This is a genomic window from Dactylosporangium sp. NPDC049525 (assembly GCF_040676755.1).
Taxonomy (GTDB): domain Bacteria; phylum Actinomycetota; class Actinomycetes; order Mycobacteriales; family Micromonosporaceae; genus Dactylosporangium.
The window spans coordinates 1-17,687 of the sequence record NZ_JBFAPO010000056.1 but is presented as its reverse complement, the minus strand read 5'-3'; the positions used below and the strand labels follow the sequence as shown (position 1 = coordinate 17,687).

Below are 17,687 nucleotides of genomic sequence, written 5' to 3'. Positions count from 1 at the left end.
GCGCCTGCACGTTCCCGGGTGTCGGCGGCCGGCGATCCCGGAGATCGGCGCCCGCGCGTTCTGGGGCGGCGTCGGCGGCCAGCGGTCCCGGCGAGTGGGGCTTGCACGTTGCTAGGCGTCGGCGGCCACACGCTCCTGAACATCGGCGGCTGCACGTTCTTGGGCGTCGGCCGCTGCGTGTTGCTGGGCGCCGGCGGGCGCACGCTCCTGGGCGCCGGCGGGCACACGCTCCGCGACATCGGCGGCCGCCGCGACGGCGATCGACTCCATCGCCCACAGCAGGGCCTCACCGTCGGCTGGGGCGAGGAAGTGGCTGTCGAGGTACATCGTGATCGCCATCGCCTCGTCGGAGCCGTCGACGTTGAGGAACAGCGATGACGACGGCTCGTCCTGGGTGGCGATCCAGGCGAACTCACTACGCTCCCGGCGCGGCACGTCTTGCAGCGAGCCGCCGAGGCGCCGGTCGTTGAGGCTGACGTCCAGGTCGAACTGCGGTCCCCGGTCAGCGACCACGGCGGCGATCACCGCGTTGAGCTCAAGGCGGTTGTAGTAGGCGTGCTTGTAGGCGGCGAGCGCGGCGCCCTGGGTGCGCCGCACCACAGCGGTGAAGTCACCGGCGGTGAAGTGGCCGCCCGTGGAGGCACCGCCCGTGGAGGCACCGTCCGTGAAGCCGCCCGCGGAGGCACCGCCCGCGGAGGCACCGCCCGCGGAGGCACCGCCCGCGGAGCCGCCACCCGTGAAGCCGCCGCCCCCGGAGGCACCGCCCGCAGAGTCGCCAGCCGTGGAGGCGCCGGCGGTGTCGATGACGCACAAGCCTGCCTGCGACACCGGGCAGACCACGTCGGCGAGGCCGGCTCGGAAGCGGTTGCTGGACACGAGGCGCAGCGGCACCACCGTGACGCCGGTGATCCGGGCGAAGGCGACCGCGAACGCGGCGAGCAAGGCCGGCGCCGCCTCGGTGCCCGCGCGCGTCGCCGCGACGACCAGCGCCCTGGGCAGCGCTGTGGAGTGCAGGACTCCGGTCCAGTGCCGTGGGCGGCGTGCGTCGCGGGACGGGGGAACGCGCGGGGCGGGAATCGTGCGCAGGTGGGTGTCCCAGTGTCGCAGCGCGGCCGCGTTCTGCCGTGCGCCGGCCGGTAGGGACTGCCGGCGGGCCTGTTCGAGGGCGGAGTGGCCCTGGACGGGGGCGGCGGTGCGGGCGTCGGTCTCGGCCATCATCAGCACCGCGCCGGCGCCGTCGAGCACCAGGTGTGACATCACGAGGACGGCGAAGCGGCACTCGTCGCCGGACCGCACGACCGCCATGCGGACCGGCCAGTCGTTGACGTGGTCGAAAGGCTCCGCCCGGTACCGGGCCTCGACCCGCCCCGCGACCTCCTCCGGATCCGACTCCCCCGCCTCGACGATCTCCAGGTCGATCTCGCCGTGGCCGTGCACGACCTGCCGGGGTGGGCCGTCACCGTCCGGTACGAGGCGGGTGCGCATGCTCTCGTAGCGGCTCATGAGGTACCGCAGCTCGGCGGCGACGTCGTGGACGCCGGTGCCGGCCGGCAGCGGGCGAACCCCGCCCATCGCCAGCGACTGACCGAGGGCGCTCATCTTGACCCAGATGTCCAGCTGTCCCCACGACAGCGGGCCGGAGCCGGCCCCGCCCCCATCGAACGTCACCGTCATGGGGCTTACTTTAGGCCGCGAAAAAACTACCGGAAGTAGCCGATCGTCTATGCCCCAGCGCCGGCCCAGCCGCCGTCACGGCGGCCGGCCCAACGGCCGTCACGCGGCCGGCCGGCTCAGCGGCCGTCACGCGGCCGGCCGGCTCAGCGGCCGTCACGGGTGGGAGCGCTCCGGCAGGCCGGCGACCTTGAGCAGGGCGTCGTCGGCGTAGCACCACACCCACTCCTCGCCCGGCTCGAACGACTGGACCAGCGGATGGCCGATGCTGTTGTAGTGCGCGGTGGCGTGCTTGGCCGGCGAGGAGTCGCAGCAGCCGACATGCCCGCAGGTCAGGCAGACCCGCAGGTGCACCCAGCGGCCGCCGACGGCGAGGCAGTCCTCGCAGCCGTCCGCGCTGGGCTGGACGTCGTTGATGAGGTCGAGGTGCTCACACGGGTTGCTCACGGAGCACACCGTATCCCGTGAGGACCTTGGGACGCGCGAAGCCGTCTCACCCGCCGCGGGCAGTATTCGTTGATCGCCGAATCGCGTGGTTGGATTAGGAACATGGCCAAGCCAGCGATCTTGACCGTGGACGACGATCCCGCGGTGTCCCGGGCGGTCGCCCGTGATCTGCGTAAGCAGTATGCCGAGGACTACCGCATCATCCGCGCCGACTCGGGCCAGGAGGCCCTGGACGCGCTCAAGGAGCTGAAACTGCGCGGCGAGCAGGTCGCGGTGCTGCTCGCGGACTACCGCATGCCCAACATGACCGGCCTGCAGTTCCTCGAGCACGCGATGGACCTGTTCCCCCGCGCCCGCCGGGTGCTGCTGACCGCGTACGCCGACACCGACGCCGCGATCCAGGCGATCAACGTCGTCGACCTCGACCACTACCTGCTCAAGCCGTGGCACCCGCCGGAGGAGAAGCTGTACCCGGTGATGGACGCCATGCTCGAGGCGTGGAAGGCCGCACCGGACCGCCAGATCGCCGACGTGAAGATCGTCGGGCACCGGTGGTCGGCGCCGTCGTTCAAGGTCCGTGACTTCCTGGCCCGCAACATGGTCTCCTACCGCTGGTTCACCACGGACGACGCCGAGGGGCAGCGCCTGCTGACGGCCGCCGGGCTGACCGACGCCGACGTGCCGCTGGTCGTGACCCCCGAGGGCAAGACCATGGTCGCGCCGACCGAGTCGGAGCTGGCGGTGCAGGTCGGCCTGACCACCACGCCGGCATCGGACTTCTACGACCTGGTCGTCGTCGGCGGCGGGCCCGCGGGTCTCGGCGCGGCGGTGTACGGCGCCTCCGAGGGCCTTCGCACGGTGCTGCTCGAGGAGCGGGCGACCGGCGGGCAGGCCGGGCAGAGCAGCCGGATCGAGAACTATCTCGGCTTCCCCGACGGGGTCTCCGGCGCGCAGCTCACCGACCGGGCCCGCCGCCAGGCGGTCAAGTTCGGCGCGGAGCTGCTCACCGCGTGCCGGGTCACCCGGCTCGCCGTGCAGGGCTCGGCCCGCGTGCTGCATTTCGAGGACGGCACGACGATCGCGGCGCACAGCGTGATCCTGGCGACCGGGGTGTCCTACCGGCGCTTGAAGGCTCCCGGCCTGGAGCAGTTCCACGGTCGCGGGGTGTACTACGGATCCGCGTCCACGGAGGCGCCGAGCTGCTCGGATCAGGACGTCTACATCGTCGGCGGGGCGAACTCGGCGGGGCAGGCGGCGATGTTCTTCAGCCGCTACGCGCGGCAGGTGCACCTGGTCATCCGGGCGCCCAACCTGGACGCGTCGATGTCGCGGTACCTCATCGAGCAGATCGCCGCGGTGCCGACCATCGAGGTCCACCCGTGCACCGAGATCATCGGCGCGGACGGCGACGAGCACCTGGAGCGGCTCACGTTGCGCTCCGTGGACGGCGGCGCCGAGCGGACCGTGGACAGCTCGTGGCTGTTCATCTTCATCGGCGCGGAGCCGCGCACGGACTGGCTCGACGGTGTGGTGCAGCGCGACACCCGCGGCTTCGTGCTCACCGGCCTGGACGTGGAGGACAGCAACGGCCACCTCGCGCTCGGCCGTGACCCCTATCACCTCGAGTCCAGTGTGCCTGGAGTGTTCGCCGCGGGTGATGTGCGCGCAGACTCGGTGAAGAGGGTGGCCTCCGCCGTCGGCGAGGGCGCCATGGCGGTGTCGCTCGTGCACCGGTACCTGGTGGAGGGTCAATGAGCGGTCTGGAGCGAAGCGGAAAGGCCGCTCATCATGAGCACAGTGGAAGCTCATTCCGGCGCCGGAGCGCAGCGGAGGTGACGGAATGAGCCGGAAGCTCGAAGTTGCAGAGCTGCGGAAGTTGTTCCTGTTCGAGGCCCTTGACGAGGACCAGCTGGTATGGCTGGCCGAACGCGGCGTCGCGGTGCGGTACGGCGGCGGTGACATGGTGTACCGCGAAGGCGAGCCCGCGACCTGCTTCGTCGTGCTGCTCGACGGCATGGTGAGCCTCAGCCGCAACGTCCACGGCGACGACATCGAGCTCAGCCGCACCGACCAGGTCGGCGTCTACGGCGGCGCCACCCAGGCATACCTCGGCGAGCGGGTTCCGCAGCTCTACAACAACACCATGCACGCGATCACCGACACCGAGGTGTACGAGCTGCCCGGCGTCGAACTGGGTGCCGCGATGCGCGAGTGGTTCCCGATGGCGATGCACCTGCTCGAGGGCCTGTTCTTCGGCATGCGGAACAACAACAACGCGGCCGCCGAACGCGAGCGCCTCCTCGCGCTGGGCGCGCTGTCCGCGGGACTGACCCACGAGCTGAACAATCCGGCCGCGGCGGCGGTACGGGCCACCGCCGTCCTGCGTGACCGCATCGCCGGGATGCGGCATAAGCTCGCGATGATCGCCGACGGCCGCCTCGACGGCCAGCAGCTGCACGGCCTGGTGGAGCTGCAGGAGCGGGCGGTCAAGCTGGCCGCGAACGCGCCGAAGCGCTCCGCGCTGGCCGCCAGCGACGCCGAGGACACCATCGGCGACTGGCTCGACGAGCGTGGCGTCAACGGCGCCTGGGATCTCGCCCCGACCCTGGTCGCCGGCGGCGTCGACGTGGCGTGGCTGGACGACGTCAAGCACTGCGTTGGCAAGCTCGACCTGGAGCCCGCCGTGCGCTGGCTGGTCTACACGATCGAGACCGAGCTGCTGATGGGCGAGATCGACGACGCCGTCACCCGCATCTCCGGCCTGGTCAACGCGGCGAAGCAGTACTCGCAGCTGGACCGCGGCCCGTTCCAGGTCGTCGACGTGCACGAGCTGCTGGACGCCACCCTCATCATGCTCAACGCCAAGATCTCCAAGCAGGGCGTGCGGGTCGTCACCCACTACGACCGCGACCTGCCGCCGATCCCCGCGTACGCGGCCGAGCTCAACCAGGTCTGGACCAACCTGATCGACAACGCGGTCGCCGCCATGGACGGCTCCGGCACGCTGACGATCACCACGTCGCTGGACGGCGACTGCCTCGGCGTCGAGTTCGCCGACACCGGTTCGGGCATCCCGGCGGAGGTCCGCCCCCGCATCTTCGAGCCGTTCTTCACCACCAAGCCGGTCGGTGAGGGCACGGGTCTGGGCCTGGACATCTCGTACCGCATCGTGGTGAAGAAGCACCACGGCGACATCCGGGTCACCTCGACCCCGGGCGACACCCGCTTCACGGTCCTGCTCCCCCTGACGGAGGCCACCCCCTCAGCGTGACGCCCGGCACGCGCCGGCCCGCGCCGGACCGGACCGCAGCGCGGCGGCGGGGCTGCAGCACGCGTCGCCGCGCCACGCCTCGCGGCCCTCCTTGACGGCCACGGCCGCGATCACCGACGCCGCCAGCGGATCGGCCCACCACCAGCCGAACAGCGCGTTGGTCCGGGCCGGAGAACTGCTATGCCACCGCGGCCGCCGACGACACCTCGATCACGGAGTCGAGACCGAAACCGATCAGTGCCGTCGAGGACGCCAGGGTGCCGGCGGTCAGCGCGATGACCGCCTCGACGACGTTGTAGGTGATCGTCGCGGCGACGAACAGCCGCACCCGCCGGCTCAGCACCGCCCGCCGGGCAGGCGGCCGGGTCCACGGCCAGGACCAGGCCCAGCAGGTCACCCAGCGGACAGTGCGTGACCGAATCTGGCCAGGACCTGCCCGTGCGTCAAGGGCTCTACGGCCCGACGGCACAGCGCTGGCTGTATTCACTCAACGCTGAACCCTCGGGTGTCACCCACGGGGGCGGTCAGTTGCCTTCCTTTGAGCCGTCGGAGGTCATCGCACCCTGCCCCGGTGCGCTCGGCAGGAACACGTGCTGGTGGCCGTGGCCGGTGTCCACGTTGAGCGAGTCGAGCTGGGTTCCGCCGATGGACCAGGTCACGACGGCGCTGTCGCGTTGCCGGGCGGCGAGCGCGAGCAGTGCCGGTCGCTGGGCGTCGGTGGCCTTGACCGCCTCGGTGTACGTGTCGACGGCCAGGTCGAGCTGGCGGGCGCCGGTGGCGAAGCCGGACCGGGCGACGTTGACCGCGGTCCCGGCCGACGGCGCGTCCGCGAAGTCGCTCACGACCTTCCGGGTGACCGCCTTCCAGCCCTCGACCTGCGCCGCGGTGGCGAGCGGTCCGGGTGAGGCGGCGCCGGCGGGCAGCGCGGCGTACATCGCCTCCATGACCGGCGCCAGCATGTCGGCGTTCCGGCGCGCCTGATCGGTCAGCCGCACCACCTGCTCGGTGTCGCGTTGCACCTCAGCGACCTGCAGCGCGTCGATCCGCTGCTGCGCGTCGGTGCGTGGGTCCGACGTGGCCGCGACGATCCACCAGCCGAGGAGGCCGCCGACGACCAGGGCGGCGGCCGGCAGCGCGAGCCGGCGCCAGATCGACGCCGGGGCGGCGCCGCGTTGGATCGGACCGCGGCGAGGCGCGGGGCGCAGCTTCGTTCGGTTGCTCATGCGGCACACACGATCGGCGACTGATGCGACATGGGGACTCCAGGCAGGCAGGCGGCGGCGCGAACGCGGGCGCCCGGGGCTCGCCGAAGACCACCGGGACGACGCTCGTGGACATCGATCCTATCGGCACTCCGGAGCGCTGCGACACACCGATCGCCGCGGTTGCCGGCCGCAAGTCTTGCCGCGCGAAGGGCGACTCATGCGAACATATGTTCGTGTCGGAGGGCGCCTCGATCCTGCACGCTGACCTCGACGCGTTCTACGCCTCGGTGGAGCAGCGCGACGATCCGCGCCTGCGGGGCCGGCCGGTGATCGTCGGCGGCGGGGTCGTCCTCGCGTGCAGCTATGAGGCGAAACGGCGCGGGGTGCGCACGGCGATGGGCGGCCGGCAGGCGCGGCAGTTGTGCCCGGACGCGATCGTGGTGCCGCCGCGGATGCGGGCGTACTCGGAGGCCAGCAACAAGGTGTTCGAGGTGTTCCGGGACACCACGCCGGTCGTGGAGGGGATCTCGATCGACGAGGCGTTCCTGGACGTGCGGGGGCTGTGGCGGATCGCCGGGACGCCGCGGCGCATCGCGGAGAAGCTGCGCGGGGACGTGCTGCGCGAGGTCGGGCTGCCGATCACGGTCGGCGTGGCGAGGACGAAGTTCCTGGCGAAGGTGGCCAGCGGGGTGGCCAAACCCGACGGGCTGCTGGTCGTGGAGCCCGCCGACGAGCTGACGTTCCTGCACGCGCTGCCGGTCGAGCGGCTGTGGGGCGTCGGCGCGGTCACGTCCGGCAAGCTGCGCGCGCACCGGATCACGACCGTCGGGCAGGTGGCCCGGCTCGGCGAGGCGACCCTGGTGTCGCTGCTCGGTGAGGGCTCCGGCCGGCACCTGAACGCCCTGGCGCACAACCGGGATCCGCGGCCGGTGCAGGTCGGGCGGCGGCGCCGGTCGATGGGCGCGCAGCGGGCCCTGGGTCGCGGCCCGCACCCGCCGGCGTTCGTCGAGGCGGTCCTGGCGGAGCTGGTCGACCGGGTCTGCCGCCGGCTGCGCGCGGCCGAACGGGGCGGCCGGACGGTGGTGCTCAGGCTGCGGTTCGCCGACTTCACGAAGGTCACCCGCTCGCACACCCTGGCGAAGGAGACGTGGCACACCACGACGATTCTCGACGCGGTACACCGGCTGCACCGGCAATCAGGAGATCTCATCGCGACGCGAGGGTTGACGCTCGTCGGCATTGCCGTTGCCAACTTGGACGGGGACGGCGCCGTACAACTCGAACTGCCGCTGCATGCGCGCACCGGGGGTGAACTGGACTCGGCGATGGATCAGGTCCGCAACCGGTTCGGCTCGGCGTCGCTCACCCGGGCGTCGCTGCTGGGCCGGCAGCAGGGGCCCACAACTCCCCTGCTGCCGGACTGAACACCTAACCCCGCAGCGCGCGGATGGTGTCGCGGTACCAGAGCGCGGACTGCTTCGGGGTGCGCTCCTGCGTGTCGTAGTCGACGTAGACGATGCCGAAGCGCTTGTCGTAGCCGTACGCCCACTCGAAGTTGTCCATCAGCGACCACGCGAAGTAGCCGCGGATGTCGGCGCCCTGCTGGCGGGCCAGGGCGACCGCGCCGATGTGGGAGTCGAAGTAGGCGATGCGGTCGTCGTCGCGGACGAAGCCGGTCTCGTCGGGCTCGTCGTGGAAGGCGGAGCCGTTCTCGGTGACGAAGATCGGCAGCCGGTAGTCCTCCCAGAGGCGCACGAGCAGCTGGGTGAAGCCCTCGGGGACGATCTCCCAGCCCATCGCGGTGATCGGGCGGCCGGTCGGGATGGGGCGGCTGACGGGCAGGCCGGTCGCGTCGTGGGTGTTGCCGTCCTCGTCGACGCCGGAGACCGTCTCGCTGAAGTAGTAGTTGACGCCGAGGACGTCGATGGGGGTCTTGATGACCTCGAGGTCGCCGTCCTGGACGGGCAGCTCGATGCCCTGCGCGGCGAGATCGGCCACCAGGTCCGCCGGGTACCGGCCGTGCACCAGCGGGTCGAGGTAGATGCGGGTGCTCAGCGCGTCGCTGCGGCGGGCCGCGTCGCGGTCGGCGGCGCTGTCGGTCTCGGGGGTGCTGACGCCCATGTTCAGCGTGATGCCGAACTCGTGCTGCTCGCCGGCCGCCTCCTTCATGCGCTGGGTCGCGAGGCCGTGACCGAGCAGGAGGTGGTGCACGGCGTGCATGCTGGCGGCGAAGTCACGCCGGCCCGGGGCGTGCACGCCGTAGGCGTAGCCGAGCATCGCCGAGCACCACGGCTCGTTGAGCGTCGTCCAGGTCTTGATGCGGTCCTTGAGCGCGTCGAAGACGAGCATGCTGAAGTCGGCGAACCGGTAGGCGGTGTCGCGGACGGGCCAGCCGCCGGCGTCCTCCAGCTCCTGCGGGAGGTCCCAGTGATACAGGGTGAGCCACGGCTCGACGCCGTTGGCCAGGAGTTCGTCGGTGAGCCGGTCGTAGAAGCCGAGGCCGGCCGGGTTCACCGGGCCGCGGCCGCGGGGCTGGACCCGCGGCCACGCCACGGAGAAGCGGTACAGGTCGACACCGAGGTCACGGATCAGCGCGACGTCCTGCGGCATGCGGTGGTAGTGGTCGCAGGCGATCTCGCCGGTGTCACCCTTGTCGATGGCGTCGGGCACCTCGCAGAAGGTGTCCCAGATGGACCGGGTCCGCCCGTCCTCGTCGACCGCGCCCTCGATCTGGTAGGCCGAGGTCGCCACTCCCCAACGGAAGGAAGGCGGGAGTGTGGCGATCGGATTCTGCACATCGAGGGGTGTCGCGGTCGTGTCCATGGTTCTCCTGTTTTCAGTTACTGGGACGTTGTGCCAGCGGCTGGCTCAACCGGCGGTGACCGGATGCAGCCAACAGGCGACGGTGCGGGGCTCACCGACGTGATCGTCGGGCTTGCCCAGGATCGGCAGGTCGGTCGAGCACGGCTCGAATGCCTTCGGGCAGCGCGGGTGGAACGAGCAGCCGGTGGGCATGCCGCGCAGGTCGGGCGGTGAGCCGGGGATGCCGGTCAGTTCCCGGCGGGCGCCGCGCAGCGCCGGGAACGAACGCAGCAGGCCCTCGCTGTAAGGGTGCTTCGGGTCGCGGTAGATCGCCGACGACGGCGCCTCCTCGACGATCCGTCCGCCGTACATGATCGCGATCCGGTCGGAGAACTCGACCAGCAGCGACAGGTCGTGCGTGATGAACAGGACCGAGAAGCCGAGCCGCTCGCGCAGCTCGACGAGCTGGCCGAGGATCTGCCGCTGCATGACCACGTCGAGCGCGGTCGTCGGCTCGTCCATGATGACCAGCTGCGGCTCCAGGGCGAGGGCCATGCCGATCATGACGCGCTGGCGCATGCCGCCGGACAGCTGGTGCGGGTACGCCTCGAGCCGGTCCTCGGCGATGCCGACGAGGCGCAGCAGCTCCTTGGCCCGCGCCAGCCGGCTGGCCTTCGTGGAGCTCGGGTCGTGCGCCCGGATGGCGTCCATGAGCTGGACGGAGACCTTGTGCACCGGGTTGAGCGAGTTCATCGCGCCCTGGAACACGATCGAGGTCTCCGCCCACCGGTACTTGCGCAGCTCGTTGTGGGAGAGGTTGAGCACGTCGTACGGGTCGCCGGTCGGCGGGTGGTAGACGACCGAGCCGTTGGACACTACGCCGGGCGGCGGGAGCAGCCGGGTGACGCCGTAGGCGAGGGTCGACTTGCCGCTGCCGCTCTCCCCGGCCAGGCCGACCACCTCGCCGCGGTGGATGGTGAGGCTCACGTCGCGGACGGCCTTGACCGCCTCCTCGCCGAGACCGTAGTCGACGTCGAGGTTCTTGATCTCCAGCAGCGGCCGGGTCAGGACTTGGGTCATCGCTTCGCTCCATCGGTGCCGGTGCTGTGACCCTCGGTCGCGACGTAGTCGGCGTCGCCGGCGCTGCCGGCGCGCCCGTTGCTCGCGGGCGGGTGCTTGATCTCGATCTCGGGGGTGGTCTCGACGCGGCCGCGGATGACGGGGGTGAACCCGACCCGCATGGGGACCTTGTCGCCGTTGGGGGCCCGCCGCGAGCCGACGCCGGCGGTGCGCAGCCGGGGGCTGACGAACTCGTCGATGCCGAAGTTGATCAGGCTCAGCGCGGTGCCGAGGAACGCGATGGCCAGACCGGCCGGCACGAACCACCACCAGGCGCCCTGCGCGAGGGCCTGCTGGCCCTGCGCCCAGAACAGGATCGTGCCCCAGTTCCAGGTGGAGACCGACGAGATGCCGATGAAGGCCAGCGTGATCTCGGACAGGACGGCGAAGATGACGGTGCCGACGAAGCTGGACGCGATGATCGCGGTCAGGTTCGGCAGGATCTCGAAGAGCACGATCCGCCAGGTCTGCTCGCCGGTCGCCCGGGCCGCCTCGACGTAGTCGCGCCGTCGTAGCGAGAGTGTCTGGGCTCTCAGTACCCGGGCGCCGTACGCCCAGGATGTACACCCGATGACCAGCGCGACGACGAGGTCGCCGGCGTTGGTGATCGTCGAGGTGACGATGATGATCAGCGGCAGCGCCGGGATGACCAGGAAGACGTTGGACACCGCCGAGAGGCTCTCGTCGGCGGCGCCGCCCAGGTAGCCGGAGGTGACGCCGATCAGGACGGACAGGATCGTGGCGACGATGCCGGCGAGGAAGCCGACCAGGACGACGCCGCGAGCACCGACGAGGATCTGGCTGAAGATGTCCTTGCCGAGGTGGTCCGTGCCGAACCAGTGCGAGCCCGACGGCGACTGCAGCTTGTCCGCGGTGATCAGGTCCGGGTCGTACGGGGAGATCCACGGGCCGATGATCGCGATCAGCACGTAGATGCCCAGGACGATGAGGCCCGTCGCGGCCTTGCCGTTGGCGATGAACCGGAACCGCTTGCGCTTCGCCTTCGACGCCGGCTTCATGCTCGGCTGGGCCATCGAGCCCTGGCCGGGGATCACCTGCTCGATGCTGGAGGGGGTGACGGTCATCTCAACCACTCTTTCGGGTGCGCGGGTCGAGCAGCAGGTAGGCCACGTCGGCCAGCAGGTTGGCCACCAGCACCGAGATCGTGATGACCAGGAAGATGCCCTGCATCAGCGGGTAGTCGTACGCCTGGACGCCCTGGAAGAGCTGGTAGCCCACGCCCGGGTAGGAGAACACGATCTCCACCAGCAGGGTGCCGCCGACGATGAAGCCCAGCGACAGCGCGAACCCGGAGACGTTGGGCAGCAGCGCGTTGCGGGCCGCGTACATCAGGGCGACCCGCTTGTCGGACAGGCCCTTGGCGTGCGCGACGGTCACGTAGTCCTCGGAGGCGACGGTGACCATCATGTTGCGCATGCCGAGCACCCAGCCGCTCATCGAGGAGATGAGGATCGTCGCTGCCGGCAGGATGCTGTGGTTGATGGCGCTGCCGATGAAGTACTGGTCCCACGCCGGCACCAGGCCGGGGGTGAAGCCGCCGGAGGACGGGAAGTAGCTGCCGGGGCCGGCGAGCAGGGCGATCGCGACGAGGCCGAGCCAGAAGAACGGCACCGAGGACAGGAACGTGGTGACGGGCAGCAGGCTGTCGATCCACGAGCCGCGCTTCCAGCCCGCGCCGACGCCCACGGCGGTGCCGAGGATGAAGCTCAGGACGGTGGTGATGCCGACCAGGCCGACCGTCCACGGCAGGCTCTGGCTGATCACCTCGGACACCGGCGTCGGGAAGAACGTGAAGGACATGCCGAGGTCGCCGTGCAGCAGCTGCTTCCAGTAACCGATGTACTGGTCCCACAGGCTCTGGTTCTTGTCCAGACCGAACAGCACCGTGAGGGAGTGGATCGCGTCGCTGGACAGCCGGCCCTGGTTCTTGGAGATCAGCGAGCTGACCGGGTCGCCGGGCATGACCCGCGGGATGAAGAAGTTGAGGGTGATCGCCGCCCACAGCGTGAACGTGTAGAAGGCGAAGCGTTGCAGCAGGAACTTCATCGTGCCTCCTCCGTCAGCGTCAGGGCCGGCGGGGTGGGAATGGACGAGACACCTTCGGCCGCCGAGCCGATGCCTTCTTTGGCGACGGTCTCCGCGTCGTACAGCCAGCAGGCCGCCCAGTGCCCGTCGCGGTCGCCGATCTCCAGCTTCGGCGGAAGGTCGACCTTGCAGCGGGGCATGACGTGCGGGCAGCGCGGGTTGAACCGGCAGCCGGCCGGGGGGTTGATCAGGCTCGGCGGCTCGCCGTTGCCGCGGTCCAGGCGGGTCGGGTCGGCGATGCCCTCGATGCGGTCCGGGTCGGGCGCGGACTCGATCAGCAGCCGGGTGTAAGGGTGTGCGGGGTTCTGCGTGACGGTCTCGCTGTCGCCGCCCTCGACCATGCGGCCGGCGTACATGACCATGGTCTCGTCGGCGAAGTAGCGCGCCGAGGCGATGTCGTGCGTGATGTACAGGATGGCCAGGTTCAGCCGCTCCTTGAGGTCCCGCAGCAGGTTCAGGATGCCCAGACGGATCGACACGTCGAGCATGGAGACCGGCTCGTCGGCGAGCAGGGCCTCCGGGTCGGCGCCCAGGGCGCGGGCGATCGCGACGCGCTGGCGCTGGCCGCCGGACAGCTCGTGCGGGAACTTGTCCACGTAGCGCTCGGGCGGGGTGAGGCTGACCCGGTTGAGCAGGTTGGCCAGGGCCGCCTCGAGGTCGGCCGGGGTCTTGCCCGCGTTGCCGTGGATGCGCAGCGAACGGGTCAGGTGGTAGCGCACCGTGTGAACCGGGTTGAGCGAACCGAACGGGTCCTGGAAGATGAGCTGCACGCGCTTGACGTAGGTGCGGAAACGGCGTCCGCCGCGCACCGTGGTCGAGGAGCCGTGCAGCAGGATGTCGCCAGCGGTGCGCGGGTAGAGCTGCGCGAGCAGGCGGGCGACCGTGGACTTGCCGGAGCCGGACTCGCCGACCAGTGCCGTGACCCTGCCCCGTCGCAGAGTGAGGTTGACGTCGTCCACCGCGTGGACTGCCGCCTTCTTGCCGGAGAAAAGATCACTCAGCCGCCTGCGGAGTGGGAAATGCTTGGTCAGGCCGACGGCCTCCAGCACCACCTCACCGACCGGCGCCGTCGTGCTTTCGCTCAACGTCATGCCGATGTTCCTGTCTTGGGGTGTGGGTCACGGGGTGCCGCTCCCCGGGCGGCCCTCGCGGGCCACCCGGGGAGCGGTGTCACTTGCGACCGGTCAGGAGGCCGGCTTGAGGTGCAGGATCACGTCGAGCGCGTTGGGCTGGGTGGGCTGGGCGGCGCCGTAGGGGTTGGCGTCGTCCGGCCAGCCGGTCCACTGCTTCGTGGAGTAGGCCCCACCGACATTGTCGGCGCCGACGGGGATCATCGGCATCTGCTCGACGAAGATCTTCTGCAGGGTGTTCATTGCCTGCACGCGGACCGCGTCGTCGGTGGCCGACTGGTAGGCACGCAGCGCCTTGGTGGCGTCCGGGTTGTTGAAGCGCCCGAAGTTGCCCGCGGGGCTGGCGGTGCCGACCGGCTTGAGCAGGTCGCCGTCCATGATCGTCTGGTAGATGTCGTACGGCGTGTTGCCGCCGTTGGTCCACCGGAAGCCCGCGTCGAACTGACCGGCCTCGACGTTCTTGAACCACGCGTCCTGGTTGGCCTTCTCGACCGTGGCCTCGATGCCGATCTTCGCGAGGTTGGACTTCACGATCTCGAGCGAGGTCTGGTAGTCAGACCAGCCGGCGGGGTCGGTCAGCGTGAGCGTGACGGCCTTGCCGGTCTTGTCCTTCAGGGTGGTGCCCTCGTACTTGTAACCGTTCGCCGTCAGGAGCGCCTTGGCACCCTCGATGTCGATCTTGTAGTCCTTGCCCTTGAACTCCGGCGCGATGAACGCGTCGCCGGCGGGGCTGGGCAGACCGGTCACGCTCTTGACCAGCGGGTGGAAGTAGCCGGCCTCGGCCGTGTTGAAGATGTCGTCACGGTCGATGACCATGCTCATGGCCACGCGCAGGTTCTTGTCGTCGAACGGCGCCTTGGTGGTGTTGATGTACAGACCGTGGATGCCCAGGACCGGCGGCGCCCAGATCTTGTGGTGCGCGGCGTCCTTGTCGATGAAGACCGTCTTCACGTTGGGGATGAAGACGAAGCTCCACTCCGACTCACCGTTGGCAAGCGCGGTGGTCTGCGCGTTGTTGTCGGTGTAGGAGGTGTACCGCAGCTCCTTGACCGCCGGCAGTGCCTGCCAGTAGCCCTTGTCCTTGACCGTCAGCGTGGCGGTCTGCGGGGTGAACGACTTGAGCTTGTAGGGGCCCGAGCCGATCGGGTCCTTCGCGAGCTCGGTCTTCGGGTCCGACACCTTCTCCCAGATGTGCTTGGGGACGATCGGCACCTGGGCGATGGCCTTGTGCTGGCTGACGAACTGCGGGTTCTTGAACGTGATCGTCACGTCCGAGCCGCTGACCGTCGCGTCGCTGATCGTCAGGCCACCGGTGTTGAGCGCGTCGTTGTCGCGGACCAGCTTGTAGGTGAACGCGACGTCATCGGCGGTGACCTTCTGGCCGTCGGTCCACTCCGCGTTGTCACGGATGCTGACCTTGACCGACGTGTAGTCCTTGGACCACTCCGCCTTGGTGGCGAGCCACGGCTTCATCGGGTCGGCCGGCTTGACCGGGTTCCACATCATCAGCGGCTCGTACAGCGCCCACTTGTAGCCGGACTTCGACGAGGCCGAGGTGCTGAGGAACGGGTTCTGGTTCTCGGTCTGCGGGCCGTTCGGCATGCCGACGTTGAGGATCGTCGGGCCCTCGGACTTGGCCTTCTCGTTCGGCGAATCGCCGCACGCGGCAAGGGCGCCGGTGGCGAGCAACCCGGCGAGGCCGAGCACAACGGAGCGTCTGGTATGCACGGGGGTGTCTCCTTACGTACCTGGATCGACAGGTGGGGCGGGCATTCGGGGTATGACGACGGGGCCTTCTTGCGGCAGGTCCCGCCCTTTGGTGCGGCGTCGGTGGTGCTGGTGCTGGTCCTTCAGGTGCTTGATCGGTGGGGCGCTCGGGCTACGCCGGCACGGTCGAGGACCGCACGACGAGCGTGGTGGACAGGATGTTGGGCTCACTCGTCAACGGCGTGCCGTCGAAGTGCGCGATGAGCCGCCGGGCCGCCATCTCACCCATCTGCCGCATCGGCTGGCGGATGGTCGAGAGTGGGGGCTCGGTGTGCGCGGCGTGGAGGATGTCGTCGAAGCCCACGAGGGCGACATCTCCCGGCACCGTGCGGCCCGCGTGACGCAGCGCCTGGAGGGCACCGGCGGCGGACAGGTCGTTGTGGGCGAAGACGGCGTCGAAGTCGAGGCCCAGGCCCAGCGCACGCTGGATCGCCTGGGTGCCGCAGTCGTAGGTGAAGTCGCCCTCCATCACAAAACGCGGATCGACCGGGGCGCCGGCGGCTTCGAAGACGTCCGCGAAGCCGCGAAGCCGGTCCTGGGTGCAGCCGAACTTCTCGGGGCCGGTGATCACCAACGGGCGCCGCCGGCCGATCTCGACGAGATGCCGGGCGGCGAGAGCCCCGCCGGCCCGGTTGGTGGTCCCGACCGACGGCATGAGCGGCTTGTCGCCGCGGTCGTCGATGAGCACCACCGGCAGGCCGCCGGCGTACAGGTCGGCGAGGTAGTCCAGGGTGCCCTCCGGCTCGATCGCCAGCAGGCCGTCGAAGGCCTTGCCGGAGACCTGCGCGGAGAACTGCCGCATCGACTCGGCGCCACGGTTGCACGTGAACAGCAGCAACCCGTAACCCTCCGCCTCGACGACATCAACCGCTCCCTGCACGATCTCGCCCATCCACGGCCAGATCAGTGACGGGACCAACATCCCGATGACCCTGGTGTGCCCACGGGCGAGGTTGACCGCCCGCGCGCTGGGCGTGTAGCCCAGCTCGTCGATGACCCTCCGCACCCGTGCCGCGGTCGACTCGTCGACCTCCCCTTTGCCGTTGAGCACCCGCGAGACGGTGGTCTTGCTGACCCCCGCGCGGGACGCGACATCGGCGATGGTGATCGGCACGTCGCGATCCTCTCTGTGAGAGCGCTTTCTGGCAAGAGAGCGTTTTCTGGAACCGGTTCCGCAACCGGTTCCGGCACACTAAATCCGATTGCGGACTGTGGTGTCAATAACACGGTGGTAACGAAAGTTAACGTCCGAGAAAACCTTGCCAAGGGCTCGCGCCGTGGTGTTTGCTCGGCAGCACGTCGATGCGCGGACCGTCGCGACGACGCTGGAGGCTGCCCGCGAAAGCGCTCTACCGGCCGGGCAGGCGGATGACCGTGCCGTCGCTCAGCGGCTGCTGCTTGACGACCAGCACGTCGAAACTGAGGCCCTTCGGCACGTCGAAGACGAGGGTGCCGGTGACCGGTTTGCCCGCCTTGATCTCGCCGTACAGCGGCCGGGTCGCCTCGTTGTAGAGCCACGACCAGTCGTCCGGTTTGTGGTCGTTGCCGTCGGTGTCGCGCAGCCGCTGCGAGCCCTGCCAGATGTAGGTGCCGCCGCTGCCGAGGTTCTCCACCTGGAGCTCCACCAGGCAGAACTCGCCCTTCGCCTGCCTGACCACGGGCCGCTTGCCGATCTGCGCCACGCCGCAGCCGAAGTCCACGACGGTGAAGCGGATCCCGCCGTCGGTCGCCACCGGGCTCGGCTTCTTCGACGGCGCCTTGCTGGCCGGCGCCGCGGTGCTGGGACCGGCCTGCGGGTCGCCGGAACCGGCCGAGTCGGCGAGCCGGAACACGCCCCAGAGACAGCCGAGGACGATGAGGACCGCCACGACGGCGCTCACCGCGCGGCCGATCCGGCGCGGCGCCGGGCGGGGCGGCGGAGGCAGCGGCATCCGCGGCCCGGTCGTGCCCGGATTGTGACCCGCCCATTGTCCCGCGGAGTGGGACGCGCCGGCGACGGCGGCGGTGCCGCGCGTCGGATCGAGCATCGTCGGGCTCACCGGGGTCGGCGAAACGGGCATCCCGGCCACGTGTGTGCCGTGCACGGCGGTCGGCGAGACCGGCCCGACGGGCGCGGCGCCGGGGACGAAGCGGCGGCCCTTGGGCGGTCTCGGCGGCGCGGCGCCGCGC

The 17,687-nt window shown here is 70.2% G+C and carries 14 protein-coding genes and 1 pseudogene; 3 read left to right on the top strand and 12 right to left on the bottom strand.

The annotated features are described in order from the left end of the window. Nucleotides 1-111: 111 nt before the first annotated feature. Nucleotides 112-1,674 (bottom strand): condensation domain-containing protein, encoded by a 1,563-nt coding sequence (locus tag AB0K00_RS45705; protein ID WP_363535344.1) that lies wholly within the window; start codon nt 1,672-1,674, stop codon nt 112-114. Between the two features lie 153 nt (nt 1,675-1,827). Continuing rightward, nucleotides 1,828-2,118, bottom strand: coding sequence for a UBP-type zinc finger domain-containing protein (locus AB0K00_RS45700; RefSeq protein WP_363535341.1), 291 nt, complete (start codon nt 2,116-2,118; stop codon nt 1,828-1,830). Between the two features lie 102 nt (nt 2,119-2,220). Between AB0K00_RS45700 and AB0K00_RS45695 the strand changes: the two genes are divergently transcribed. Together AB0K00_RS45695 and AB0K00_RS45690 are read left to right on the top strand one after the other, a co-directional pair. After that, entirely contained in the window at nt 2,221-3,873 is a 1,653-nt protein-coding gene (locus AB0K00_RS45695) for an FAD-dependent oxidoreductase (protein ID WP_363535339.1), read from the top strand. Nucleotides 3,874-3,958: 85 nt separating this feature from the next. Then, on the top strand, nt 3,959-5,389 hold the full coding sequence (locus AB0K00_RS45690; protein ID WP_363535336.1) for an ATP-binding protein: 1,431 nt from the start codon (nt 3,959-3,961) through the stop codon (nt 5,387-5,389). On the opposite strand, the pseudogene AB0K00_RS45685 reads toward AB0K00_RS45690, so the two are convergent. Both AB0K00_RS45685 and AB0K00_RS45680 read right to left on the bottom strand, forming a co-directional pair. Then, nucleotides 5,381-5,786: pseudogene (locus AB0K00_RS45685) on the bottom strand (hypothetical protein). The gene AB0K00_RS45690 and the pseudogene AB0K00_RS45685 sit on opposite strands and share 9 nt — an antisense overlap. Before the next feature lie 127 nt (nt 5,787-5,913). After that, nucleotides 5,914-6,612 carry a hypothetical protein gene (locus tag AB0K00_RS45680; RefSeq protein ID WP_363535333.1) on the bottom strand — a complete coding sequence of 233 codons (699 nt, stop codon included), beginning with the start codon at nt 6,610-6,612 and terminating at the stop codon, nt 5,914-5,916. Nucleotides 6,613-6,827: 215 nt separating this feature from the next. Between AB0K00_RS45680 and dinB the strand changes: the two genes are divergently transcribed. Continuing rightward, nucleotides 6,828-8,018, top strand: coding sequence for a DNA polymerase IV (gene dinB, locus AB0K00_RS45675; protein ID WP_363535330.1), 1,191 nt, complete (start codon nt 6,828-6,830; stop codon nt 8,016-8,018). Between the two features lie 4 nt (nt 8,019-8,022). Here dinB and AB0K00_RS45670 read toward each other — a convergent pair whose 3' ends face one another. The 8 genes from AB0K00_RS45670 to AB0K00_RS45635 all read right to left on the bottom strand — a co-directional run. Next, complete coding sequence (locus AB0K00_RS45670) at nt 8,023-9,417, bottom strand: GH1 family beta-glucosidase (RefSeq protein WP_363535327.1); 1,395 nt, start codon at nt 9,415-9,417, stop codon at nt 8,023-8,025. Between the two features lie 45 nt (nt 9,418-9,462). After that, entirely contained in the window at nt 9,463-10,464 is a 1,002-nt protein-coding gene (locus tag AB0K00_RS45665) for an ABC transporter ATP-binding protein (RefSeq protein ID WP_363535526.1), read from the bottom strand. A gap of 8 nt (nt 10,465-10,472) precedes the next feature. Then, nucleotides 10,473-11,600: an ABC transporter permease gene (locus AB0K00_RS45660; RefSeq protein ID WP_363535324.1), complete on the bottom strand. Its 1,128-nt coding sequence runs from the start codon at nt 11,598-11,600 to the stop codon at nt 10,473-10,475. Nucleotide 11,601: 1 nt separating this feature from the next. Next, entirely contained in the window at nt 11,602-12,582 is a 981-nt protein-coding gene (locus AB0K00_RS45655) for an ABC transporter permease (RefSeq protein ID WP_363535321.1), read from the bottom strand. Then, nucleotides 12,579-13,712 (bottom strand): ABC transporter ATP-binding protein, encoded by a 1,134-nt coding sequence (locus tag AB0K00_RS45650; RefSeq protein WP_363535318.1) that lies wholly within the window; start codon nt 13,710-13,712, stop codon nt 12,579-12,581. Before AB0K00_RS45650 ends, AB0K00_RS45655 begins: the two co-directional genes overlap by 4 nt. Before the next feature lie 93 nt (nt 13,713-13,805). Next, entirely contained in the window at nt 13,806-15,479 is a 1,674-nt protein-coding gene (locus AB0K00_RS45645) for an ABC transporter substrate-binding protein (protein ID WP_363535315.1), read from the bottom strand. Nucleotides 15,480-15,630: 151 nt separating this feature from the next. After that, entirely contained in the window at nt 15,631-16,632 is a 1,002-nt protein-coding gene (locus tag AB0K00_RS45640; protein WP_363535313.1) for a LacI family DNA-binding transcriptional regulator, read from the bottom strand. Nucleotides 16,633-16,867: 235 nt separating this feature from the next. Further along, a partial coding sequence (locus tag AB0K00_RS45635; RefSeq protein ID WP_363535310.1) for a DUF4352 domain-containing protein occupies nt 16,868-17,687 on the bottom strand: 820 nt, incomplete at its 5' end.

Excerpts from the sequence above, each read along its gene's own strand:
- AB0K00_RS45705 (WP_363535344.1), bottom strand. The coding sequence starts at position 1,674 with ATGACGGTGACGTTCGATGGGGGCGGGGCCGGCTCCGGCCCGCTGTCG.
- AB0K00_RS45695 (WP_363535339.1), top strand. The coding sequence starts at position 2,221 with ATGGCCAAGCCAGCGATCTTGACCGTGGACGACGATCCCGCGGTGTCC.
- AB0K00_RS45690 (WP_363535336.1), top strand. The coding sequence starts at position 3,959 with ATGAGCCGGAAGCTCGAAGTTGCAGAGCTGCGGAAGTTGTTCCTGTTC.
- AB0K00_RS45680 (WP_363535333.1), bottom strand. The coding sequence starts at position 6,612 with ATGAGCAACCGAACGAAGCTGCGCCCCGCGCCTCGCCGCGGTCCGATC.
- AB0K00_RS45670 (WP_363535327.1), bottom strand. The coding sequence starts at position 9,417 with ATGGACACGACCGCGACACCCCTCGATGTGCAGAATCCGATCGCCACA.
- AB0K00_RS45660 (WP_363535324.1), bottom strand. The coding sequence starts at position 11,600 with ATGACCGTCACCCCCTCCAGCATCGAGCAGGTGATCCCCGGCCAGGGC.
- AB0K00_RS45655 (WP_363535321.1), bottom strand. The coding sequence starts at position 12,582 with ATGAAGTTCCTGCTGCAACGCTTCGCCTTCTACACGTTCACGCTGTGG.
- AB0K00_RS45650 (WP_363535318.1), bottom strand. The coding sequence starts at position 13,712 with ATGACGTTGAGCGAAAGCACGACGGCGCCGGTCGGTGAGGTGGTGCTG.